Source organism: Pseudomonas sp. LBUM1652 (genome assembly GCF_059716105.1).
Map to the genome: position 1 here is coordinate 4263903 of NZ_CP166804.1, position 16534 is coordinate 4280436.

The 16534-nt window shown below is 58.1% G+C and carries 16 protein-coding genes; 5 read left to right on the forward strand and 11 right to left on the reverse strand.

Going from position 1 to position 16534, the window contains the following annotated elements; all coding sequences use genetic code 11:
* The first annotated feature begins 37 nt into the window (after window positions 1-37).
* Window positions 38-442 carry a phosphohexomutase domain-containing protein gene (locus ACA069_RS19160; protein WP_187677554.1) on the forward strand — a complete coding sequence of 135 codons (405 nt, stop codon included), beginning with the start codon at window positions 38-40 and terminating at the stop codon, window positions 440-442.
* 41 nt (window positions 443-483) lie between these two features.
* Here the strand turns inward: ACA069_RS19160 and ACA069_RS19165 are convergent, their stop codons facing one another.
* The 8 genes from ACA069_RS19165 to ACA069_RS19200 form a co-directional block, all read right to left on the reverse strand.
* Window positions 484-1620, reverse strand: a complete 1137-nt coding sequence (locus ACA069_RS19165) for an SGNH/GDSL hydrolase family protein (RefSeq protein WP_497614967.1) — start codon at window positions 1618-1620, stop codon at window positions 484-486.
* 117 nt (window positions 1621-1737) lie between these two features.
* Window positions 1738-2775, reverse strand: a complete 1038-nt coding sequence (locus tag ACA069_RS19170) for an acyltransferase family protein (protein ID WP_497614968.1) — start codon at window positions 2773-2775, stop codon at window positions 1738-1740.
* Window positions 2776-2787: 12 nt separating this feature from the next.
* Window positions 2788-3891 carry a hypothetical protein gene (locus ACA069_RS19175; RefSeq protein ID WP_187677551.1) on the reverse strand — a complete coding sequence of 368 codons (1104 nt, stop codon included), beginning with the start codon at window positions 3889-3891 and terminating at the stop codon, window positions 2788-2790.
* Complete coding sequence (locus ACA069_RS19180) at window positions 3882-5114, reverse strand: MATE family efflux transporter (protein WP_401266221.1); 1233 nt, start codon at window positions 5112-5114, stop codon at window positions 3882-3884. The genes ACA069_RS19175 and ACA069_RS19180 overlap by 10 nt, the downstream gene beginning before the upstream one ends.
* The gene (locus tag ACA069_RS19185; protein WP_187677549.1) at window positions 5111-6223 is read right to left on the reverse strand and encodes a polysaccharide pyruvyl transferase family protein; all 1113 of its coding nucleotides are present in this window, start codon (window positions 6221-6223) and stop codon (window positions 5111-5113) included. Before ACA069_RS19185 ends, ACA069_RS19180 begins: the two co-directional genes overlap by 4 nt.
* A gap of 15 nt (window positions 6224-6238) precedes the next feature.
* Entirely contained in the window at window positions 6239-7321 is a 1083-nt protein-coding gene (locus tag ACA069_RS19190; protein WP_187677548.1) for a glycosyltransferase, read from the reverse strand.
* Between the two features lie 38 nt (window positions 7322-7359).
* Window positions 7360-9588, reverse strand: a complete 2229-nt coding sequence (locus tag ACA069_RS19195; RefSeq protein WP_401266215.1) for a polysaccharide biosynthesis tyrosine autokinase — start codon at window positions 9586-9588, stop codon at window positions 7360-7362.
* A 39-nt stretch (window positions 9589-9627) separates the two neighbouring features.
* Entirely contained in the window at window positions 9628-10068 is a 441-nt protein-coding gene (locus ACA069_RS19200) for a low molecular weight protein-tyrosine-phosphatase (RefSeq protein ID WP_187677546.1), read from the reverse strand.
* A 289-nt stretch (window positions 10069-10357) separates the two neighbouring features.
* Between ACA069_RS19200 and ACA069_RS19205 the strand changes: the two genes are divergently transcribed.
* Together ACA069_RS19205 and tal are read left to right on the forward strand one after the other, a co-directional pair.
* The gene (locus ACA069_RS19205) at window positions 10358-11320 is read left to right on the forward strand and encodes a glycoside hydrolase family 5 protein (RefSeq protein ID WP_497614970.1); all 963 of its coding nucleotides are present in this window, start codon (window positions 10358-10360) and stop codon (window positions 11318-11320) included.
* A gap of 202 nt (window positions 11321-11522) precedes the next feature.
* Entirely contained in the window at window positions 11523-12449 is a 927-nt protein-coding gene (tal, locus tag ACA069_RS19210) for a transaldolase (protein ID WP_201237474.1), read from the forward strand.
* A 199-nt stretch (window positions 12450-12648) separates the two neighbouring features.
* Here tal and rssC read toward each other — a convergent pair whose 3' ends face one another.
* The gene (gene rssC, locus ACA069_RS19215) at window positions 12649-13131 is read right to left on the reverse strand and encodes an anti-sigma factor antagonist RssC (RefSeq protein WP_042560140.1); all 483 of its coding nucleotides are present in this window, start codon (window positions 13129-13131) and stop codon (window positions 12649-12651) included.
* Window positions 13131-14312 carry a two-component system response regulator RssB gene (rssB, locus tag ACA069_RS19220; RefSeq protein WP_150604487.1) on the reverse strand — a complete coding sequence of 394 codons (1182 nt, stop codon included), beginning with the start codon at window positions 14310-14312 and terminating at the stop codon, window positions 13131-13133. The genes rssC and rssB overlap by 1 nt, the downstream gene beginning before the upstream one ends.
* A 275-nt stretch (window positions 14313-14587) precedes the next feature.
* On the opposite strand from rssB, the gene ACA069_RS19225 reads away from it, so the two are divergent.
* Window positions 14588-14887 (forward strand): PilZ domain-containing protein, encoded by a 300-nt coding sequence (locus ACA069_RS19225; RefSeq protein ID WP_187677543.1) that lies wholly within the window; start codon window positions 14588-14590, stop codon window positions 14885-14887.
* Between the two features lie 53 nt (window positions 14888-14940).
* Here ACA069_RS19225 and ACA069_RS19230 read toward each other — a convergent pair whose 3' ends face one another.
* Window positions 14941-15630: an MlaA family lipoprotein gene (locus ACA069_RS19230; protein WP_489880946.1), complete on the reverse strand. Its 690-nt coding sequence runs from the start codon at window positions 15628-15630 to the stop codon at window positions 14941-14943.
* Window positions 15631-15828: 198 nt separating this feature from the next.
* Here ACA069_RS19230 and pcrP point away from each other — a divergent pair, with 198 nt between their 5' ends.
* Window positions 15829-16449: an HAD superfamily inactivated hydrolase PcrP gene (pcrP, locus tag ACA069_RS19235; RefSeq protein ID WP_497614974.1), complete on the forward strand. Its 621-nt coding sequence runs from the start codon at window positions 15829-15831 to the stop codon at window positions 16447-16449.
* Window positions 16450-16534: the final 85 nt, after the last annotated feature.

The window sequence follows — 16534 nt, forward strand, 5'->3', positions numbered from 1 at the left end:
ACACTCGACGCCCACTCTTCACTTCAGGCAGGTCACCATGAACATTGCACAACATTCCGTAGAGATTGAACGCGAGGTGGGCAACCTCGGGGTGGTGAGTTGGCTGTCACGCCACCAGCCGTTGCCCAGCGCCAACGAGTCCTGGCTGGGCACCATCCTGTTGGTGGAGCGCATCGGCATGTTTCCTTCGTCCGGCGATATTCGCCGGACGATGGCCGACCCCTATCCCCTCCTCGCCCATCTGAAAAAGCTTTACGGCGAACAGGCGCTGGAAATCGACGACCGCGATGGCCTGAAAGTGATTTTCAGCGACTGGCGCTTTCGCGTGCGCATTTGCTGTAACGACCCGGCGATCATCATCAACGTGGAAACCCGTTGTGATACGCGGTTGATGCCGCAGAAGCTCACGGAATTGCTCGATCAGGTCGAGGCCTTCGAATAGTTGCCGCAGCCTGATCGTTCCCACGCAGAGCGTGGGAACGATCAACGGGTAGGTATTTCGCTGCAATTGCCTGTGTGGCCACCCACGATCCAGCCATAGAAATAATCGGCAATCACCTTTCCACCCGTAGCCGGGACTGGATGAATCTTGTCCGGACCAATCATCGCGGCAGCATAGCGTTTGACGTCGGGGCCAAAGGCGCATTGCAGGTTGGCGTAACCCAGATGCTGCTCATGCGCCCAGGGCTGCAGAACCTGTGCATACGCCGACATCGGATACGCACTGGAGCGCGTGGTGTCCTGCCGCATGATCAGGTTGATGCTCGCCTTCGGCTGGATCTCGCGGATCATCCCCACCAGCCCCTGAACGTTCTGCAGATACGCCTCGGGTTTCACCCCGAAACCCTGATCGTTGCCACCGAGCATGATCAGGTAAACGTCGGCGGGAATCTTCGACACGGCGGCTTTCCACTGCGTCTGCCAGTGCGGATCCTTGTGATAGAAGTCAGCAGATGCCGCGCCAGACGCCGCGAGTTTCGACACCCGCACACCGTTCTGATCATTGCTCATCCAAAGGCCGAACAGCGTCGGTGCGCCTTTCACCACTTCCAGTTTGAACGCCCAGTCCGCCGCTGTCGGCGTGCCCGGCAATGGCACTTCCTGAACGCCGGAACCGGCCAGCGTCAACGGCTTCCAGTCTTCCGATGGCGTCCAGCGATAGCGCAGCTCACTGGACTCGCCATTGCCCAGATAGAGCAACTTCGCCTGAGTGACCGCCGTGCTGATCCTGGGTGTCGGGTTGGCATCGATCTGCAACCAGGCGCCGGGGCGCCCCGTCACCGTGCGGCTGTCGGGGCTGGCCTGGCCGAGGCTGGACACATCCCAGCCACCACCAAAGTACTTTTCGCTGCTGCGGGTGTATTTGAAATGGGTGCCACCCAGCGCCGCGCCATGGTTGAAGCCGACGTAACCGGGGCCGGCAAAACCCACCTCGCCGGCCACACGCTGCACCAGTTTGTTCAGATAGAAATCCTGCCCGGCGCTGTAGCTGTCGCCGATTACCGAGACGGACAAAACCTTGCCGGCCTTGCCTTCGCGCCACTGGGCAAAGCGCTCGCGCGCATCGCCCACCTCAACCACCGCGGCCGCAACTGGCCGGGTGTCATCAACTACCAACATGCAAAATTTCCTTTAGTCCGTAGTGGCCCCTTCGCGAGCAGGCTTGCTCCCACAGTGATCGTGTGTAGACACAGATCCAATGTGGGAGCGAGCCTGCTCGCGAAGCTTTTAGCATTCTCAGGCCTGCACCACCGGAGTGATGGTCGCCGGCGGTTTTTTACTCGCCGCACGCTCACCCAAAAACAGCACGGAAGTGAAATTGAACCGACTGAAAATCATCGACAACACCACCGGCCCGAGCAAACCGCACGCCACACCACCGAACACCAGCAGGCTCTCATCCTTCACGCCCAGGCGCCCCAGTACAAACCGCGACGTGGCCGCGAACAAGACATGAAACAGGAAAATCGCATAGGAATAACCGCCCAGCCAGGTCAGCCACTTCGAGCGCATGTCACTGGACAGCAGCGCGAAGCAGGACACGCAGCCCACGGTCAGACCGATCAGACTGCGGCGATCAACAATCAACTCGCGATCCACCGCCGCCACATACAACAGCGTCAGCGAGATCAACACAAACACCAACGGGCCGATCACCTTGAACGTCTGCTTCAACTGGCTGACGTTTTCCTGGCCAATCATCCCCGCCACAAAAAACGGCAGCAGGTAGATCGCACCGTTGATGCCGAACGCGTCGAACTTGAACGGCGGCAGCAGAAATACCACGGCGGCAAACGCGAACAGCAGATACAAGCGGGTCGCCGAGCGCAGCAGACCGCGCCACTCCAGCAAGCCGACGAACATGAAAATGATGAACACCGCCTGCAAGAACCAGAAGTGATTGATCGGCACCCAGAACGACAACAACGCATCCATCACGCCGACATCCTTGTTCACCCCCGGCCCTACCGCTTGCAACACCGAAAACGGCACGCCCACGCAAAACAGCGGCACGATCAACCGCCGCACCTTGCCGTAAAAGAACGTCGAAAAGTCATTACCGCGGATTTTGTAGATGGAATAGATGTAGCCGGAAATGAAGGTGAACAGCGGCATGCGCACGTACACCATCGAGTCGGCGAGCACCCGGAACGGCGAGCCCAGATCAATCTTCAAACCACCGCCCAACGGGCCGATGACGTGATAGAGCACCAGCAGCAGGCACGCCAGGCCACGCAGGGTTTCGATCTCCAGGGACTTTTTCTTGCTCGACATAAAGCACCTGCCTCAATTCAGAATTCTTGATTCAACCTGCACCGGTTTGTTCGCGCGCAGCATCAATCCCAGGCCGACAAACAGCACCGGCACCACCATCGAGAAGTGCCGGGCGAAAGAGCCGAAGTCCGGCTCGAACAAGCCTTGCACCAGCAAAAACGCCAGCGGAATCGCGATCAGTTCCTTGGGTTTGGTCTGGATCGGCGCGCCTTTGTAATCGGTCGAGGTGATGACTTTGAACAGCAGCAGCGCGGTCATGATCATCAACGCCACAAAGATCACCTGGCCCGGCCCCGATAGCAGAATCAGCTCCACCGGGAACGACAGCCGGAAGAAGATGATCATCGAGTCCAGCGCTTGCGAGACGAAGTCACTGCCGCTGAGCCAGGACACGATCAACGACTTCGAGCCCTCCTCCCCCGCCGTGCGCAACTCGTTGTTGCTGGCGCGAATCGACGACACCGGAAACCCGAGCGCCACCTGGATCGCCATGGCCACCGCCAGGTAGAACAGGAACAGCATCAGGAAGAAGGTGAAACGCGACACGTACTTCTTCATCACGCAGACGCCGACCCACGACAGCGAAAACAGAATCCAGTACGGCCGGATCAGTACGCCGTAGATCACCGCCGAGAGGAAAAAGCCGCCGCGATATTTGCGTGTCAACGAGCTGAGCAAAATGCTCAGCACCGCCACCGATACGATGATTTCCTTGGTCAGGTTTTCCAGGAAAAACGAGCGCACGATGCCCCACAGACACAGGGTGCCGAAGATCGCCAGCGGCATGCGCCGGAACACCACAACCGGAATCGCCGTGAGGAAAAAGTTGCAGAACATGCCATAGGCCCAGGCATTGGTCAGGTTGATCCCGGTGGGCCGCAGCAGGAATGCCGAACACTCGTAGGAAGAGCGATCCGGCGAGAACGGGTTCCAGAAATTGCAGTTGTCGGCGCGGGCGTAAGACGACCACAACGTCATGGCATCCGGGCCGGGATCACGGGGGATCAGCAGCGGCATGGCCACCGACAGAAACAACCCGGTGAAGAGGATCAGGAACGAGACGTACGAATCAAGTTTCTTGCCACGAAACTCGATGCACGGCAGCTTCAGGCCCATGACACGGCAGCCTTTTTCGTGCCGGTCACGCGGGTCAACAGAGCAATCACGCCGAGTTGCACAATGATCGCGAAGACGTTGCCCCAGGCCGCGCCATAGATCGAATAGTGCTTGATCAGCACGTAACTGACCGGCACCGAAACCAGCAAGCAGATCGCCGCACTGGCGAGTGACACCCGACTGTTTTTCGAAGCGATCAACCCGCCCCAGACGATGTCGCCAATCGCACGCAGGGCAAAGGAGAAAATCAGCACGGCAAGCAGCGCGTTATCCGGACGCGGCACGCTGGTGGCGACGTAATCGAGCACGATGTTGAAGAACAGATAAATCGCCACCGCCACGGCAGCGGAGACCACCAGCGAACGTGCAACCCACTTGTTCACGAACAGCTGCTTGACCGTGAACGCCTGTTGATCCGCCTGAAAACGCTTGGCCAGCACCGGAATGCCGACCACCGCCACCACCGCGTAAGACAACGCCTGCAAGGTGTTGGCGGCGGACCACGCGTATACGTATTTACCGAGGCTGGCGTAGGGTTCAAGGTCGATGATCAGAAAGCGCTCGGCGTACTGACTCAACGCGATCAACCCGGTGCCGAGATAGAACGGCAACCCGGCCTTCCACACGGCGCCCGTAGCCAGCGTCCCGGCTTCTCGCCCGTGATGAACTCTCACCACAATCAAGTAACCCGCGATGATCACCAGCACGTTGGCGGCGACCCACAGCCACAACACACTGGCGACGCCCGACACCCAGCCGAGCATCATCCCGCCCACGGCCAACAACGCCCACAGGCCGGTCTTGATGAAAAACAGCAACGCACCCGCCGTGGCTTTCTGTGCGGAAAACACGAACGAGTTGATTTCGAACGACAGGTGCTCGGTGAGCAACACCAGCGTCACACAAGCGATCAGCGCGATCGGCGCATCAACTTGCTGGAACAGTGAGTAAATCCCCACGGTCACCAGCGACAACACCAGCCCCACCGCCAGGTACAGCAGTAAAACCTTGTCGACAACCCGGCGCGAACTGCCACCAACACTGATCAACCGATTGATCTCGGAACTGAAACCGACGCTGTAGAACTTCGACGCGATCAACGACGCCGCGACCACCACGCCGTAAAAACCCAGGGCCTCATAACCGAGGAAATGGGTGATGGCCAGCACCAGCAAAAACTTCGCGCCTAATGCACCGCCGCGAAGCAGTAGCCGAAATATCATCGAACGATCCCTTTGATGATGTCGTCCATGGCCACGGTTTTCGCCTCGATCTCGCGGCAGGTATCGGTCAGGCGCTTGCCGAAATTCGACAGTGCATTCGGTGCGTAAACCGTGTTGATGATGGTGTCGACATCGATGTCGCCGCCGTTGATGACCCAGTCCTCGACGCCCATGTCCTGATAGGCGCCAAAGCCTTTGCGCTCGTAGCTGATGTGGTACGCCGGCACGCCGGAAAGCAGCGATTCGATGGCCCCGTGCAGGCGCACGGAGATCACCAGGTCCGGTTGATATTTAGCAATGGTGGCCTTCAGCGACAGCAGGTCTTCGGTGATGCCCAGTTCGCGATAGAACGCACCGTCATCGTTGCCACGCACAGCGCTTTGTACGGCGCAGACGACTTTGCTTTTGTTCTTGAGGCGCTGCAGCAGCAACTTCAGGTTGGCCACGTAGGCGACTTTCTTTTCCTTGCTCCACTCTGGCGGCTTGCGCAGTACCACACAGACCGTTGCCGGCGATGAGGCGCAGCGGGTGAACTTGGGTTGCAGAAGGATTTTGCTCGCCAATGACTGCACCGCCAGATCCGGCGCGCGGTAGACGTTTTCACAGGCATCGAAGATCGCCGAAGAGCGATTGTCGCGCACGAACACCGCATCGGCGCTGGCGTAATGCTCGACGATTTTGCTGCTCTCGCCGTGGAACGGGCCGATGCTCTGCGGCAGGTACACCGAAGGCACTTTGCTGAGGATCGCGGTTTCCAGTTGCTTGGCGTGGCCCAGTTTCAGTTTGATGTGTTCAAAAGCGCTTTTCGAGCGCATGTAGCCGCCACCGACGCCGACGATCAGATCGGTTTTCTTCAACAGATCGGCAAGCCCCGCGTAGGACTGATTGAGAAACACGGCTTGCTTGACCCGGCCCAAACCTTTGGCCGCCATCACCGGCGCGTCAAAACGCGGGTGCGGCAAATAGCTGAAGGACTCGGGATCGGAAGCCACGACGCTGATCGCGGTGTCATCACCAAAGTTGCGCTGCACCAGGGCAATGGCCAGATCGACGAGCAGGCCGTCACCGGAGTTGGACGCACTGTAGCCATGCAAAATCGTTACGTTCATAAGCTTGAGTTCTACTTAATAAGAGGGAGCGCGATACAGATCGTAGGTCTGGCGAATCATCAACGCAGCGCTGAAACGCTCGCGGACGATGCTGCGACCTTCGTTGCCGAGGTCGAGCAACCGTGGCTTCTGGATTTTCGAAAGCACGTCGGCGAGTGCCTGATGGTCACCTGAGGGAAAGACGTAACCGGACACTTCGTCAGTGACCAACTCGGGTAACGACGTGCAATTGCTGGCAATCACCGGCAGCCCCATGGCCATGCCTTCCAGCGGCACCATGGCAAAGCCTTCCCAACGGCTCGGGACGATCAGCGCATCGGCTTTTTGATACAGCGCGTGCACTTCGCTCGGCGTAACCCACGGCAAGTATTCAACCGAGTCCATGGGTGGGCACTCGACCGCATCCTCGTTGACAGCGCTACCCACCACCGTCAGTTTCAGATCGTTGCGCTGCACCTTGGCGTAAGCCTTGAGCAACACGTCGAAGCCTTTCTGGTAGTCGAGACGGCCAACAAACAGCAGGTGAATAGGCTCTGGATTGTGGGTTTTCGCCGCATCGTCGCGGTGATGAATGCCGTTGTAGATCAGCTTCATGCGCTTGCGATCAATGCCAAACCGTGCGGCTTTATCCAGTTCGTACTGGCTGACGCAAATGATTACGTCGGTGACCTTCTGCAACACGCGCTCGATCCACGCATAGACTTTCTGCTTGGTCGGCGAGCTTTCCATCAGGAACGAAAAGGCGTGTGGGCAGTAGACGATTTTCGGTTTGCGCCACGGTCGCAACAGCACACACACGCAACGACCGATTACCCCGGAAAAGGTGCTGTGCAAATGCACCACGTCCGGTTTCTCCTTGAGCATCACCTGGGCCAGACGCCAGGCGAAACGCAGCAGCGACGGCACATTGCGCCCGGTACGGGCGAAAGTACGTATCTGCTGCGGTGCGATGCCGTGCAGTTCTTTTTCCTGATCCTGCGGGACCAGATAGACCAGCTGATAGTTGGCAGCGTCGTCTTCGGGGGACGTTGAAATCGTGCGGATCACCGTCGCGACGCCACCTTTTATCGTTTCAGCCACGTGCAGTATTTTCTTCACAATTCACCCACTTCAAAAGTAAGGACAACCGCTGAAACTCAGGACTTGTCGGACGCGTATTCGTAGTTGTAATAGCCGTAGCCGCCGTTGCCGTAATAGCTGGACGCGCGCTTCTCGACGCCGTTGAATACCGCGCCTTTGAGCTCGATGCCGTTCTGGGCAAAGCGGCGAATGGTCAACTCGATCTCTTTGGCCGGGTTCACCCCGAAGCGCGTGACGATCAGGCTGATGCCCGCATCACGGCCGACAATCGCCGCGTCGGTCACGGCCAGCAGCGGCGGTGTATCGATGATCACCACGTCGTACATGTCGCTGAGTTGCGCCAGCAGCTCGCGGAAATTGGCGTGCATCAACAGCTCGGAAGGATTGGGCGGTACCTGGCCACGACTGATGAAGTGCAGGTCGGCGCCTTCGATTTTATTGATCGCCTGTTCGACGCTGCAGCGTTTGACCAGCAGGTCCGACAGACCATTTTCGATCGGTACGTTCAGGGTCTTGTGCAGATGCCCTTTGCGCATGTCGGCATCGATCAGCACCACACGCTGGCCGCTCTGCGCCATGACGGCGGCGAGGTTGGAGGACACGAAGGTCTTGCCGACCTGCGGGCTCGGCCCGGAAATCATGATGCGGTTGTTGGTCGAGTCCAGGCCGGCGAAGTGCAGACAGGTGCGCAGGCTGCGGATCGATTCGATGGACAGATCCGTCGGGTTGCGCAATGCCAACAGGTACGCCGGTTTGTCGGCGCCGTCGCGGGCGCGACCTTTTTTCCCGTCCTCTTCCTGTTGCAGTGCGCTGTAGGGAATCGATGCATAGACCGGCAGGCCGAGTTGCTCGATGGCCTCTGGCCCTTCCAGACCACGGCTCAGGGATTTGCGCAACAGCACCAGCGCCACGCCGAGGAAGGCGCCGAGGAACGTTGCGATGAGCACGATCAAAGGTTTTTTCGGTTTGACCGGACTGGTCAGGTCGACATCCGCCGCATCCACCAAACGTACGTTGCCGACAGCGCCGGCCCGGACGATGTCCAGCTCCTGGGATTTGTTCAACAGTTGCGTGTAGATCTGCGAGGCAACTTCAACATCGCGGGTCAGGTTGAGCAATTCCTGTTGCGTGGCCGGCAAGTCCTGAACCTTGCCTTCCAGTGACTTCTGCAGTTGGGTCAATTCACCGATCTGGCTCATCAACGCGCGATAGGCCGGATGCTGCTTGGTGAACTTGCGATCCATCTCCGCCTGCTGCATTTTCAGCTCGGAAATTCGCGTTTCGAGCGCCACGGACTGACCGAGCACCGATTGGGTTTCCAGGGAGATGTTCACGGTTTTGCCGTGAGTCTGGTAAGCGTTGAGCGCATCGCTGGCCTTGGCCAGATCACGTTTGACCTGCGGTAACTGGCTTTGCAGAAAAGCCAGGCTTTGTGCCGCTTCAGCTGAGGTGCGTCGCACGTTCTGTTCAACGTAGAGTGCAGCAATCTTGTTGAGGATCTTCACCGCCTCGGGCGCATCGGAGCTGGCCAGCGCCAGACGAATAATTCCCGACTCTTTGCCCTGTTCAGTGATATCCAACGCATCCTGGTAGCTCTGGATGGTCACGATCCGTGGATTACGCACCACTTCGAAACGCGTGCCGGGGTTGGCCGAAAGCTGCGCGATCAGGCCTTCAACGCCGTCTTGAGCGAAGGCTTCGCCGGTGACGCCGTCGACCAGCAAATTGTCGTTCTCATCGAACAACTGAAAGTGATTTTGCTCACCGGCGATCAGCGTAAGCTTCTTGCCCAACAGCTCTTTCGGCAGGTTGAGCCGGGCGATGTCCACACGCTCACCGCCCCACGCGTAGCTGTTGAAGCCGAAACGCGGCGGCGCGACGCTTAACTCGGTTTCGCCGCGATAACGGCGGGCGAGAAAACCGCCAATAACCGGGAACCGGTTGGGAGTGACATCGATATCCAGACGCAGGTCATCGACGGTTTTGCCGATCACTGCGCGGGACTTGATGATGCCGATTTCGGTCACCGACGGCGATTGCCCACCGAGCATACTGTTGAGGTCGGAAAACCCGAGCATGTCGTTCTTTTTCGGTTCGACCTGCACCAGCGCGTTCGCCAGGTACACGGGCGTGGCCAACACTGCATAGGCAACACCGGCGGCCATGAAGGCGCCGGTGAACGCGCCGATCAACCACTTCTGGTCAATCAAACTGCCGAATATGCCGAGCAGATCAATACTGTCTTGATCGTTATCACGGCTGGCGATTACTGACGGTAACTGCATAAGTCTGTTCTTACCATTCACTGATCTGAAGAATATTCATCAACGTGCGAGACGTTGTGCCCATGAGCTGACAGCATCTTCAATCAATGCATGGGCATGAATAAAAGCGGCCTTGCCTTGACGATAGGGATCTTGTATTTCGCGCTCGCTCTGCCACTTGCCGAGCAAAAACACTTTGCCTCTGGCGTGAGAGGCAATTTTCAATACTTGATTTACGTGTTGTTTTTCCATGACCAGAATCAGGTCTGATTCATTGACGATGTCGGCTGTCAGTTGCCGCGCCTGAAACCCCTGGGCACTGTGCCCGTGATCCTCCAGCACCTGCCGCGCCGAGGCTTCAACGCCTTCGCCGACACGTGCGGCGAGGCCTGCGGAGGTCACCGAGATCGTTGAAGGCGCCAGCGCGTTACGCAGCAGAAGTTCTGCTGTCGGACTTCGGCATATATTGCCCACGCAGACGACAAGGATCTTTTTGAACAAGGTTTACTTTCCTGTGTAATATCAAACTGCCAACATCTAGAGCGAACTTTAATGAACCCACTAGATCTTCATGCACTCAGAAATAGATTCGCCCTGTTACTACAGCGTATTAAGTACCACAGGCCCAAAAGCGCCCCAACCAGAATTACCGGACTAAAAATAACTGTGATTTTCGGATAATGACTTCCTGACAATAAATAACATTCGCGCACTAAGCGTCGTTGTTAGTTTCGTAACTCATGTAACAAGATAACTATTCGCCGTTGTCATTCCCATCGGGAGAACCGACATGAAATCAGCCCATCTCAAACGGCTCAGCGCCCCAGTGTTACTGGCGCTCAGTGCCGCGACGCAGGTTCACGCCAGTGAACTGTTCCCCAACCTCCCCGCCAGAACCATCGGTGTTCAGGTGAAGATTCAGAACTTCACCGCCGAAGATGCCGCACACATCAAAGAAGCAGGATTCAGTTTTGTGCGCTTCGGCGTGTGGAGCGACAGCCTGAGCGCCAAGGCCTATCAGAAGCAGGTCAGTGATGCCTTTGCAGCGGCCAAATCCGCTGGCCTGCCAGTTTTGCTGACCGTGCGCGCCATCAAGCCGCTGACCTCGGCGTCAGGCAATAGCGCTGAACTGGCAACGGCTGGCGAATCCTTTGCCAACGCGCTGACCGGTCTGGAGACAACCTACAGCGCGCAATTGGCGGCGATTGAAATCTGGAATGAGCCGGACCTTGAAACCTATTGGCCGACTCGTAATTTCGACACGACGTTCGTGCCGTTCATGAGCGCGGTGTGCAAGTCGTTGCAGGACAAACCGCAATCGACGCCACGGGTCGGCTACGGTTTCGCCCGGCCACCGACGGCCGGCTCTGCCTCAACCGTGGCGCTGAGCCGCATCGTCAGTGAATACCCGAAATGCCTGAACGCGATCTCCTATCACCCCTACGGCATGACCGCCACGCAGATCAGCAATGCGCAGGCCTTCATCCAGCAGAACTTCCACCTGCCCGGCGTCCTCAGTGAATGGGGCATCTCGGCGCTCACCTCCAACGGTGGCAATGACGGACAAGCCAACAAAATCAGCGCATTCATCGCCGATGTAAAAAGACTCAACATCCCGCTGACATCGATATACGAATGGAAGAACAGTGACTCGGGCAGTAACGATCGCGAGAAAAACTTCGGCCTGCTGACCTCGGGCGGGCAACCGAAACCGGCAAAAATGGCCGCCGCCACTCAATTGAACGCGCAGTAGGCCATGCGCGACTGATCTGTACGCAGGTCAGTTGCGTTGAACCTGTGAGCGGTTTTGGCATCGTATTCATCGATACCGCGCCCTACCTTTCAAACAATCGTTTTCAGGTTGTTGCCGCATGGGCCGTCGATACACGCACCCGCCCTTGAGTGGCTGTCAGCGCTCGGGTAATGTCGTCAAACCCACAGGACAGAGCACACACATGACTTCCAAGCTGGAACAACTCAAACAAATGACCACCGTGGTTGCCGACACCGGCGACTTCGAAGCGATTGCCCGGGTCAAGCCGGTCGACGCCACCACCAACCCTTCCCTGCTGCTCAAGGCAGCGGCCATTCCTGCTTACGCCGAGCTGCTGAATGCCTGCGTCAGCGACTGCAAGGGCGATGTGGGCCTGGCCAGCGACCGTTTTGGCGTCGCGGTGGGTCAGGAAATCCTCAAAGTGATTCCAGGCCGTATCTCCACTGAAGTGGATGCGCGCCTGTCGTTCGATAAAGACGCCGTGCTGAAACGCGCGCATCGCCTGATCGAGCTGTATGACAAGGCCGGCATTGGCCGCGACCGCGTACTGATCAAGATCGCCTCGACCTGGGAAGGTATCCGCGCGGCCGAGGTGCTGGAGAAGGAAGGCATTCAGACCAACCTGACCCTGCTGTTCTCCTTCGCACAAGCTGCTGCGTGCGCCGATGCTGGCGTGTTCCTGATCTCGCCGTTCGTGGGCCGCATCTACGACTGGTACAAAAAGGCCAACGGCAACGACTACACCGGTGCCGATGATCCGGGCGTGCAGTCGGTTACGCGCATCTACAACTACTACAAGGCCAATGACTACAAGACCGTGGTGATGGGTGCGAGCTTCCGTAACCTGAACCAGATTGAACAACTGGCCGGCTGCGACCGCCTGACCATCAGCCCGGACCTGATCGACAAGCTGGCGGCAGACACCGGCAAGCTGGAGCGCAAACTGGCGCCGGGTCATGCCGGTGAAGCGCGTCTGAGCCTGAACGAAGCGCAGTTCCGCTGGTTGTCCAACGAAGACGCGATGGCCACCGAGAAACTGGCTGAAGGCATCCGTCAGTTTGCCCGTGATCAGGAAAAGCTTGAGGCATTGCTGCAAGCCAAGCTGTGATCTGAGTCGCTGGAATGCAAAAAGGGCGAACCTTCATAGGTTCGCCCTTTTTTGTGGCTGCTGGGAAATTCTTGGTGATCTTGCGGCCGCTTTCGCGAGCAGGCTCGCTCCCACAGGGGGATGTGTGATCGACGCCGCATCAGTGTGGGAGCGAGCCTGCTCGCGAAGAGGCCGGCCCAGACAATATCACTTCAGAGGATCAGTGCCGCTCGAGGGCATTCACCAGATCATGGAAGGCTTCACGATTGGAATCGTTCAACCCCATGAGGATCTTGTGCGCTTCCAGCACCTTGATCCGCACAACCTCTTCCGACTGATCCTGATCCGGCAGGTCGTCCAGGCACTCCGGGCATGGCACTGGGTGGTTGACGATGTTGAACACCTGCTCGAAACCCATCGATTGCAGCAGACGGGTGATGTCATCGTGGGTGGTGACGACGGTCGGCAGCAGGCCGACCTTCTGCCGCGACAGGATCGACAATTTGGCCAACAGGCCCAATGTGGTGCTGTCGATGCTGCGGGTTTCGGTCAAATCGATCACGATCGCGTTGAAATTCAGCGCGGTGAAGATTTTCTCAATAGTCGCATCCAACGCCGAACACAGGGTCAGGCGAACTTCACCGACGAACTTCAGGACGAAGGTGCCGTCCTGCTCGGCGAACTGGATTCTACCGGTACTCATTAAAGATTCCTGCTCAACACCAACAGGGCGATATCATCCGGCATCTCCCCTAGCGTGGCCAATCCAAACACTTGCCGCAGACCATCCAGGCTGCCGCCCGCTGACTTCACCCGTTCGGGCAAAGCCGCTTCTTTTTCTTTGAGCGTAGGTTCTGGCAAAAGATCCAGAATGCCATCAGACATCAGCGTCAGGCTGAACGTCGGTGGCAGCTCAAGCACGTGGTCTTCGTAGGTGGCTTCATTGAAGAGGCCCACCGGCAGACCGCGTCCTTCGAGATAACGAACACTGTCAGGCGTGTACAACACAGGCAAAGGCAGATGGCCGCCAATGCTATAGGTCAACAAACCGGTCTCCTCGTCGATGACTCCACCGACCATTGTGACGTGTTTACCCAGCTTACAACTGATCAGTCCCCGGTTGATATGACCAAGGACTTCCGAAGGCTTGAATTCCGGCAATGTGCCGTTGCGCTTGGATTCGAACAACAAACGCGTGGTCATGAACTTCAGCAGCACGGTGACGAAGGCTGAAGAGGCGCCATGACCCGATACGTCCGCCAGGTAAAACGCGACCCGACGCTCATCGACACGAAAATAGTCGACAAAATCACCCGACAGGTACAGCGACGGGATGATCTGGTGCGCAAACTTGAACTCGTCGATGCTCCATGGACTTTCCGGCAGCATGTTCATCTGCACCTGGCGACCGGCGTTCTGGTCTTCCTGGAGCAGGTTCAGGCTGGCTTCGAGTTCGCGGTTGGCCTTTTCCAGCTTCTCGCGATAGCGCTGGTTTTCCAGCAGCAGGCGCGCACGATCCAGGGCCCGGCGCACGGAATGCTCGAGCACGGCCAGATCTTCGAGAGGCTTGATCAGGTAATCCGCCGCGCCCAGGCGCAACGCCTCGACCGCGTCGTTCATCACGCCGGCACCCGACACCACGATCACCGGTGTTTGCGGCGACAGCTCGGTGACCTGACGGATGAGTTCGAGACCGCCCATCTGCGGCATGCGCAGATCGCAGATGACCAGGTCGGGCTTGTCTTGCTCGAATACCTGAAGACCCTGTTGGCCATTGCTGGCCTGCAGGACGCTGAAACCACTGTCTTCCAAATAGGCCGCGAGGCTCGCGCGCACTACTTCGTCATCATCGATTATCAGCAGCGTGGCACTGGTTTTTGGCATGTGGGCAAACGGCGCCAGAATTAGGTTGGCGTAGTTGGCGGGGCGACAGGCCCTGCACTGACTACTGGATTCGCTTTCTAGCCTCTCTGCTGCACCGCTTTAGAGCGTTTGCTCCGTACACGGTTGCACCAGAGGTGCCCTTCTAAGGCGCAGACGGTACTCCCATCCGCGGGGCGTTTCAAGCATGCGCCGATGGTCGCTTGACGACTTTACTTGTCAAATCACCGAGAGTTATAAGAACGGCTCAAACCGTAACCCAATGGAAGGATGAAGCCATGAGTCAAACCGGCCGGGACTACAGCGAAAAACGCGATTTCATCCGCATGCGGGTCGATGCCGATGTCGTGTTGATTCATGAAGGGGATCAGGTGTCAGCGGTGTGTATCGATCTCTCCAGCAGTGGCATGCAGGTCGAGGCGCCGCGCCAGTTCGCGGTAGGTGACCGTTTGAGCGTGCGCATCGATTCCGAGCATGCAGCGCTCAGCGGGCTTGAAGCCGATACCGAAGTAGTCTGGGTCCGGGCGCAAGATGGCGGCGGCCAAAAGCTCGGCCTGACGATTCTGCAGATGAAATAAGCGCACACACAAAAAAGGCGACCCGAGGGTCGCCTTCTTCTTACTGGTCGAGATTAAAAGTCGTCTTCGACCTGGCCATCCTTCACTTTGAACTCGCGGTTCTGCAAGTAGGCGTTGCGGATGAAGGTGTACTTGTCGCCGCTGATCAGCTTTTCGCTCGACAACAGGCTGGCACGGGTGTCGACGATATTCAGGCCGAACACCGAGTTACGCACTGGCACGTCGTTGATATAACGGTAAGGGCCGGTAAAGCCGTCGACGTACTTGGACGGTGCGTCTCGCAAAGTGCTTGGCCCCATCAACGGCAGCATCACGTACGGGCCGCTACCCACACCCCAATAGCCGAGGGTCTGGCCGAAATCTTCGTCGCTGCGGTTCAGGCCCATTTTGGTGCCGACGTCGAAGAAGCCAAGCAGGCCGAACGTGGTGTTGAAGATCAGGCGCGCAGTGTCGACGCCAGCCGCAGCCGGTTTGGCCTGCAGGATGTTGTTCGCCAGGTTGGTGACATCACCGACGTTGCGGAACATGTTGTGGATGCCGTCTTCGACAAATTGCGGTGTCACGAACTCATAACCCTGTGCCAACGGCTTGAGCGCGTAGGTATCAACGAAGTCGTTGAACTGGAAGATCGGACGGTTGACGCTTTCCCAAGGGTCTTCTTCCGTGGCGGCCTGAGCAGCCAACGGCGCCAGCAGCAGGCCGGCATATACACAAAGCTGAGCGAGCGGAGGGCTCCAGCGCATAGAAAAACTCCTTGGATTTGTACTGGCGCGGGCATCGAGGGCCTGGGCGTTAAGAGCGCTAGTATAAGCGTAAAAGGTCTTTTGGGCAGTCCGCGAATAAAGGCATCTGTGAGACGTCTCCTACGTCGCCTTTCACACAGTTGTCATCCAACTGTCACCGGCACGCCCTAGCCTGTTCGTTATTTCAGGGACGTTGCCATGTCACACGCCGAAACCTTGCCCCTCGCTGCCCCCGGACTGACTGCCGTGCTGTTCGGCCTCAGCGGCTGTCTGGTGGATTTCGGTGCCCGCGCCCGACAAGGCGGTGTCGCACTGCCCGAACATGCCGATGCCACACTCGGCGCGCTGGACAGCGTGCTCGGTTTGCAGCGCCAGCAGATTCCGTGCGCCTGGCTTGATGAGTTGCCCCCCGCCCTTGCACAACCGCTGTCGGCTTCGTTGCCGGCGTGGATCAAGCCAGCGCAACATTCTGCAACAGTCAATCCGTGGCCTGCTCCCAACGCCTGCTGGCAAGCGTTGATGAACTTGAACGTCGCCAGTCTCGACGGCTGCGTGCTGGTCAGCGGTGAACCACGATTGCTGCAATCGGGATTGAATGCCGGGTTATGGACAATCGGGCTCGCCTCCTGCGGTTCGCTGTGCGGCCTCGCGCCGGGCGAATGGCAGGCCCTGAGCCAGAAGGAGCGCGAACAACTGCGCGGCAAGGCGACTGTGCAGTTGTTTGGACTCGGCGTGCACTCGGTGATCGATCATCTGGGCGAGCTCGAAACCTGTCTGGCGGACATCAGCCTGCGCCGCCTCAAAGGCGAAAAGCCCTGATCGGGATCATGCAGGGTGGTCGAGAGTGGATTAATCTAAAGGTCAGCCATAGACCTTTGGCGCGCGTCTGCGGTCAATGCCAGTG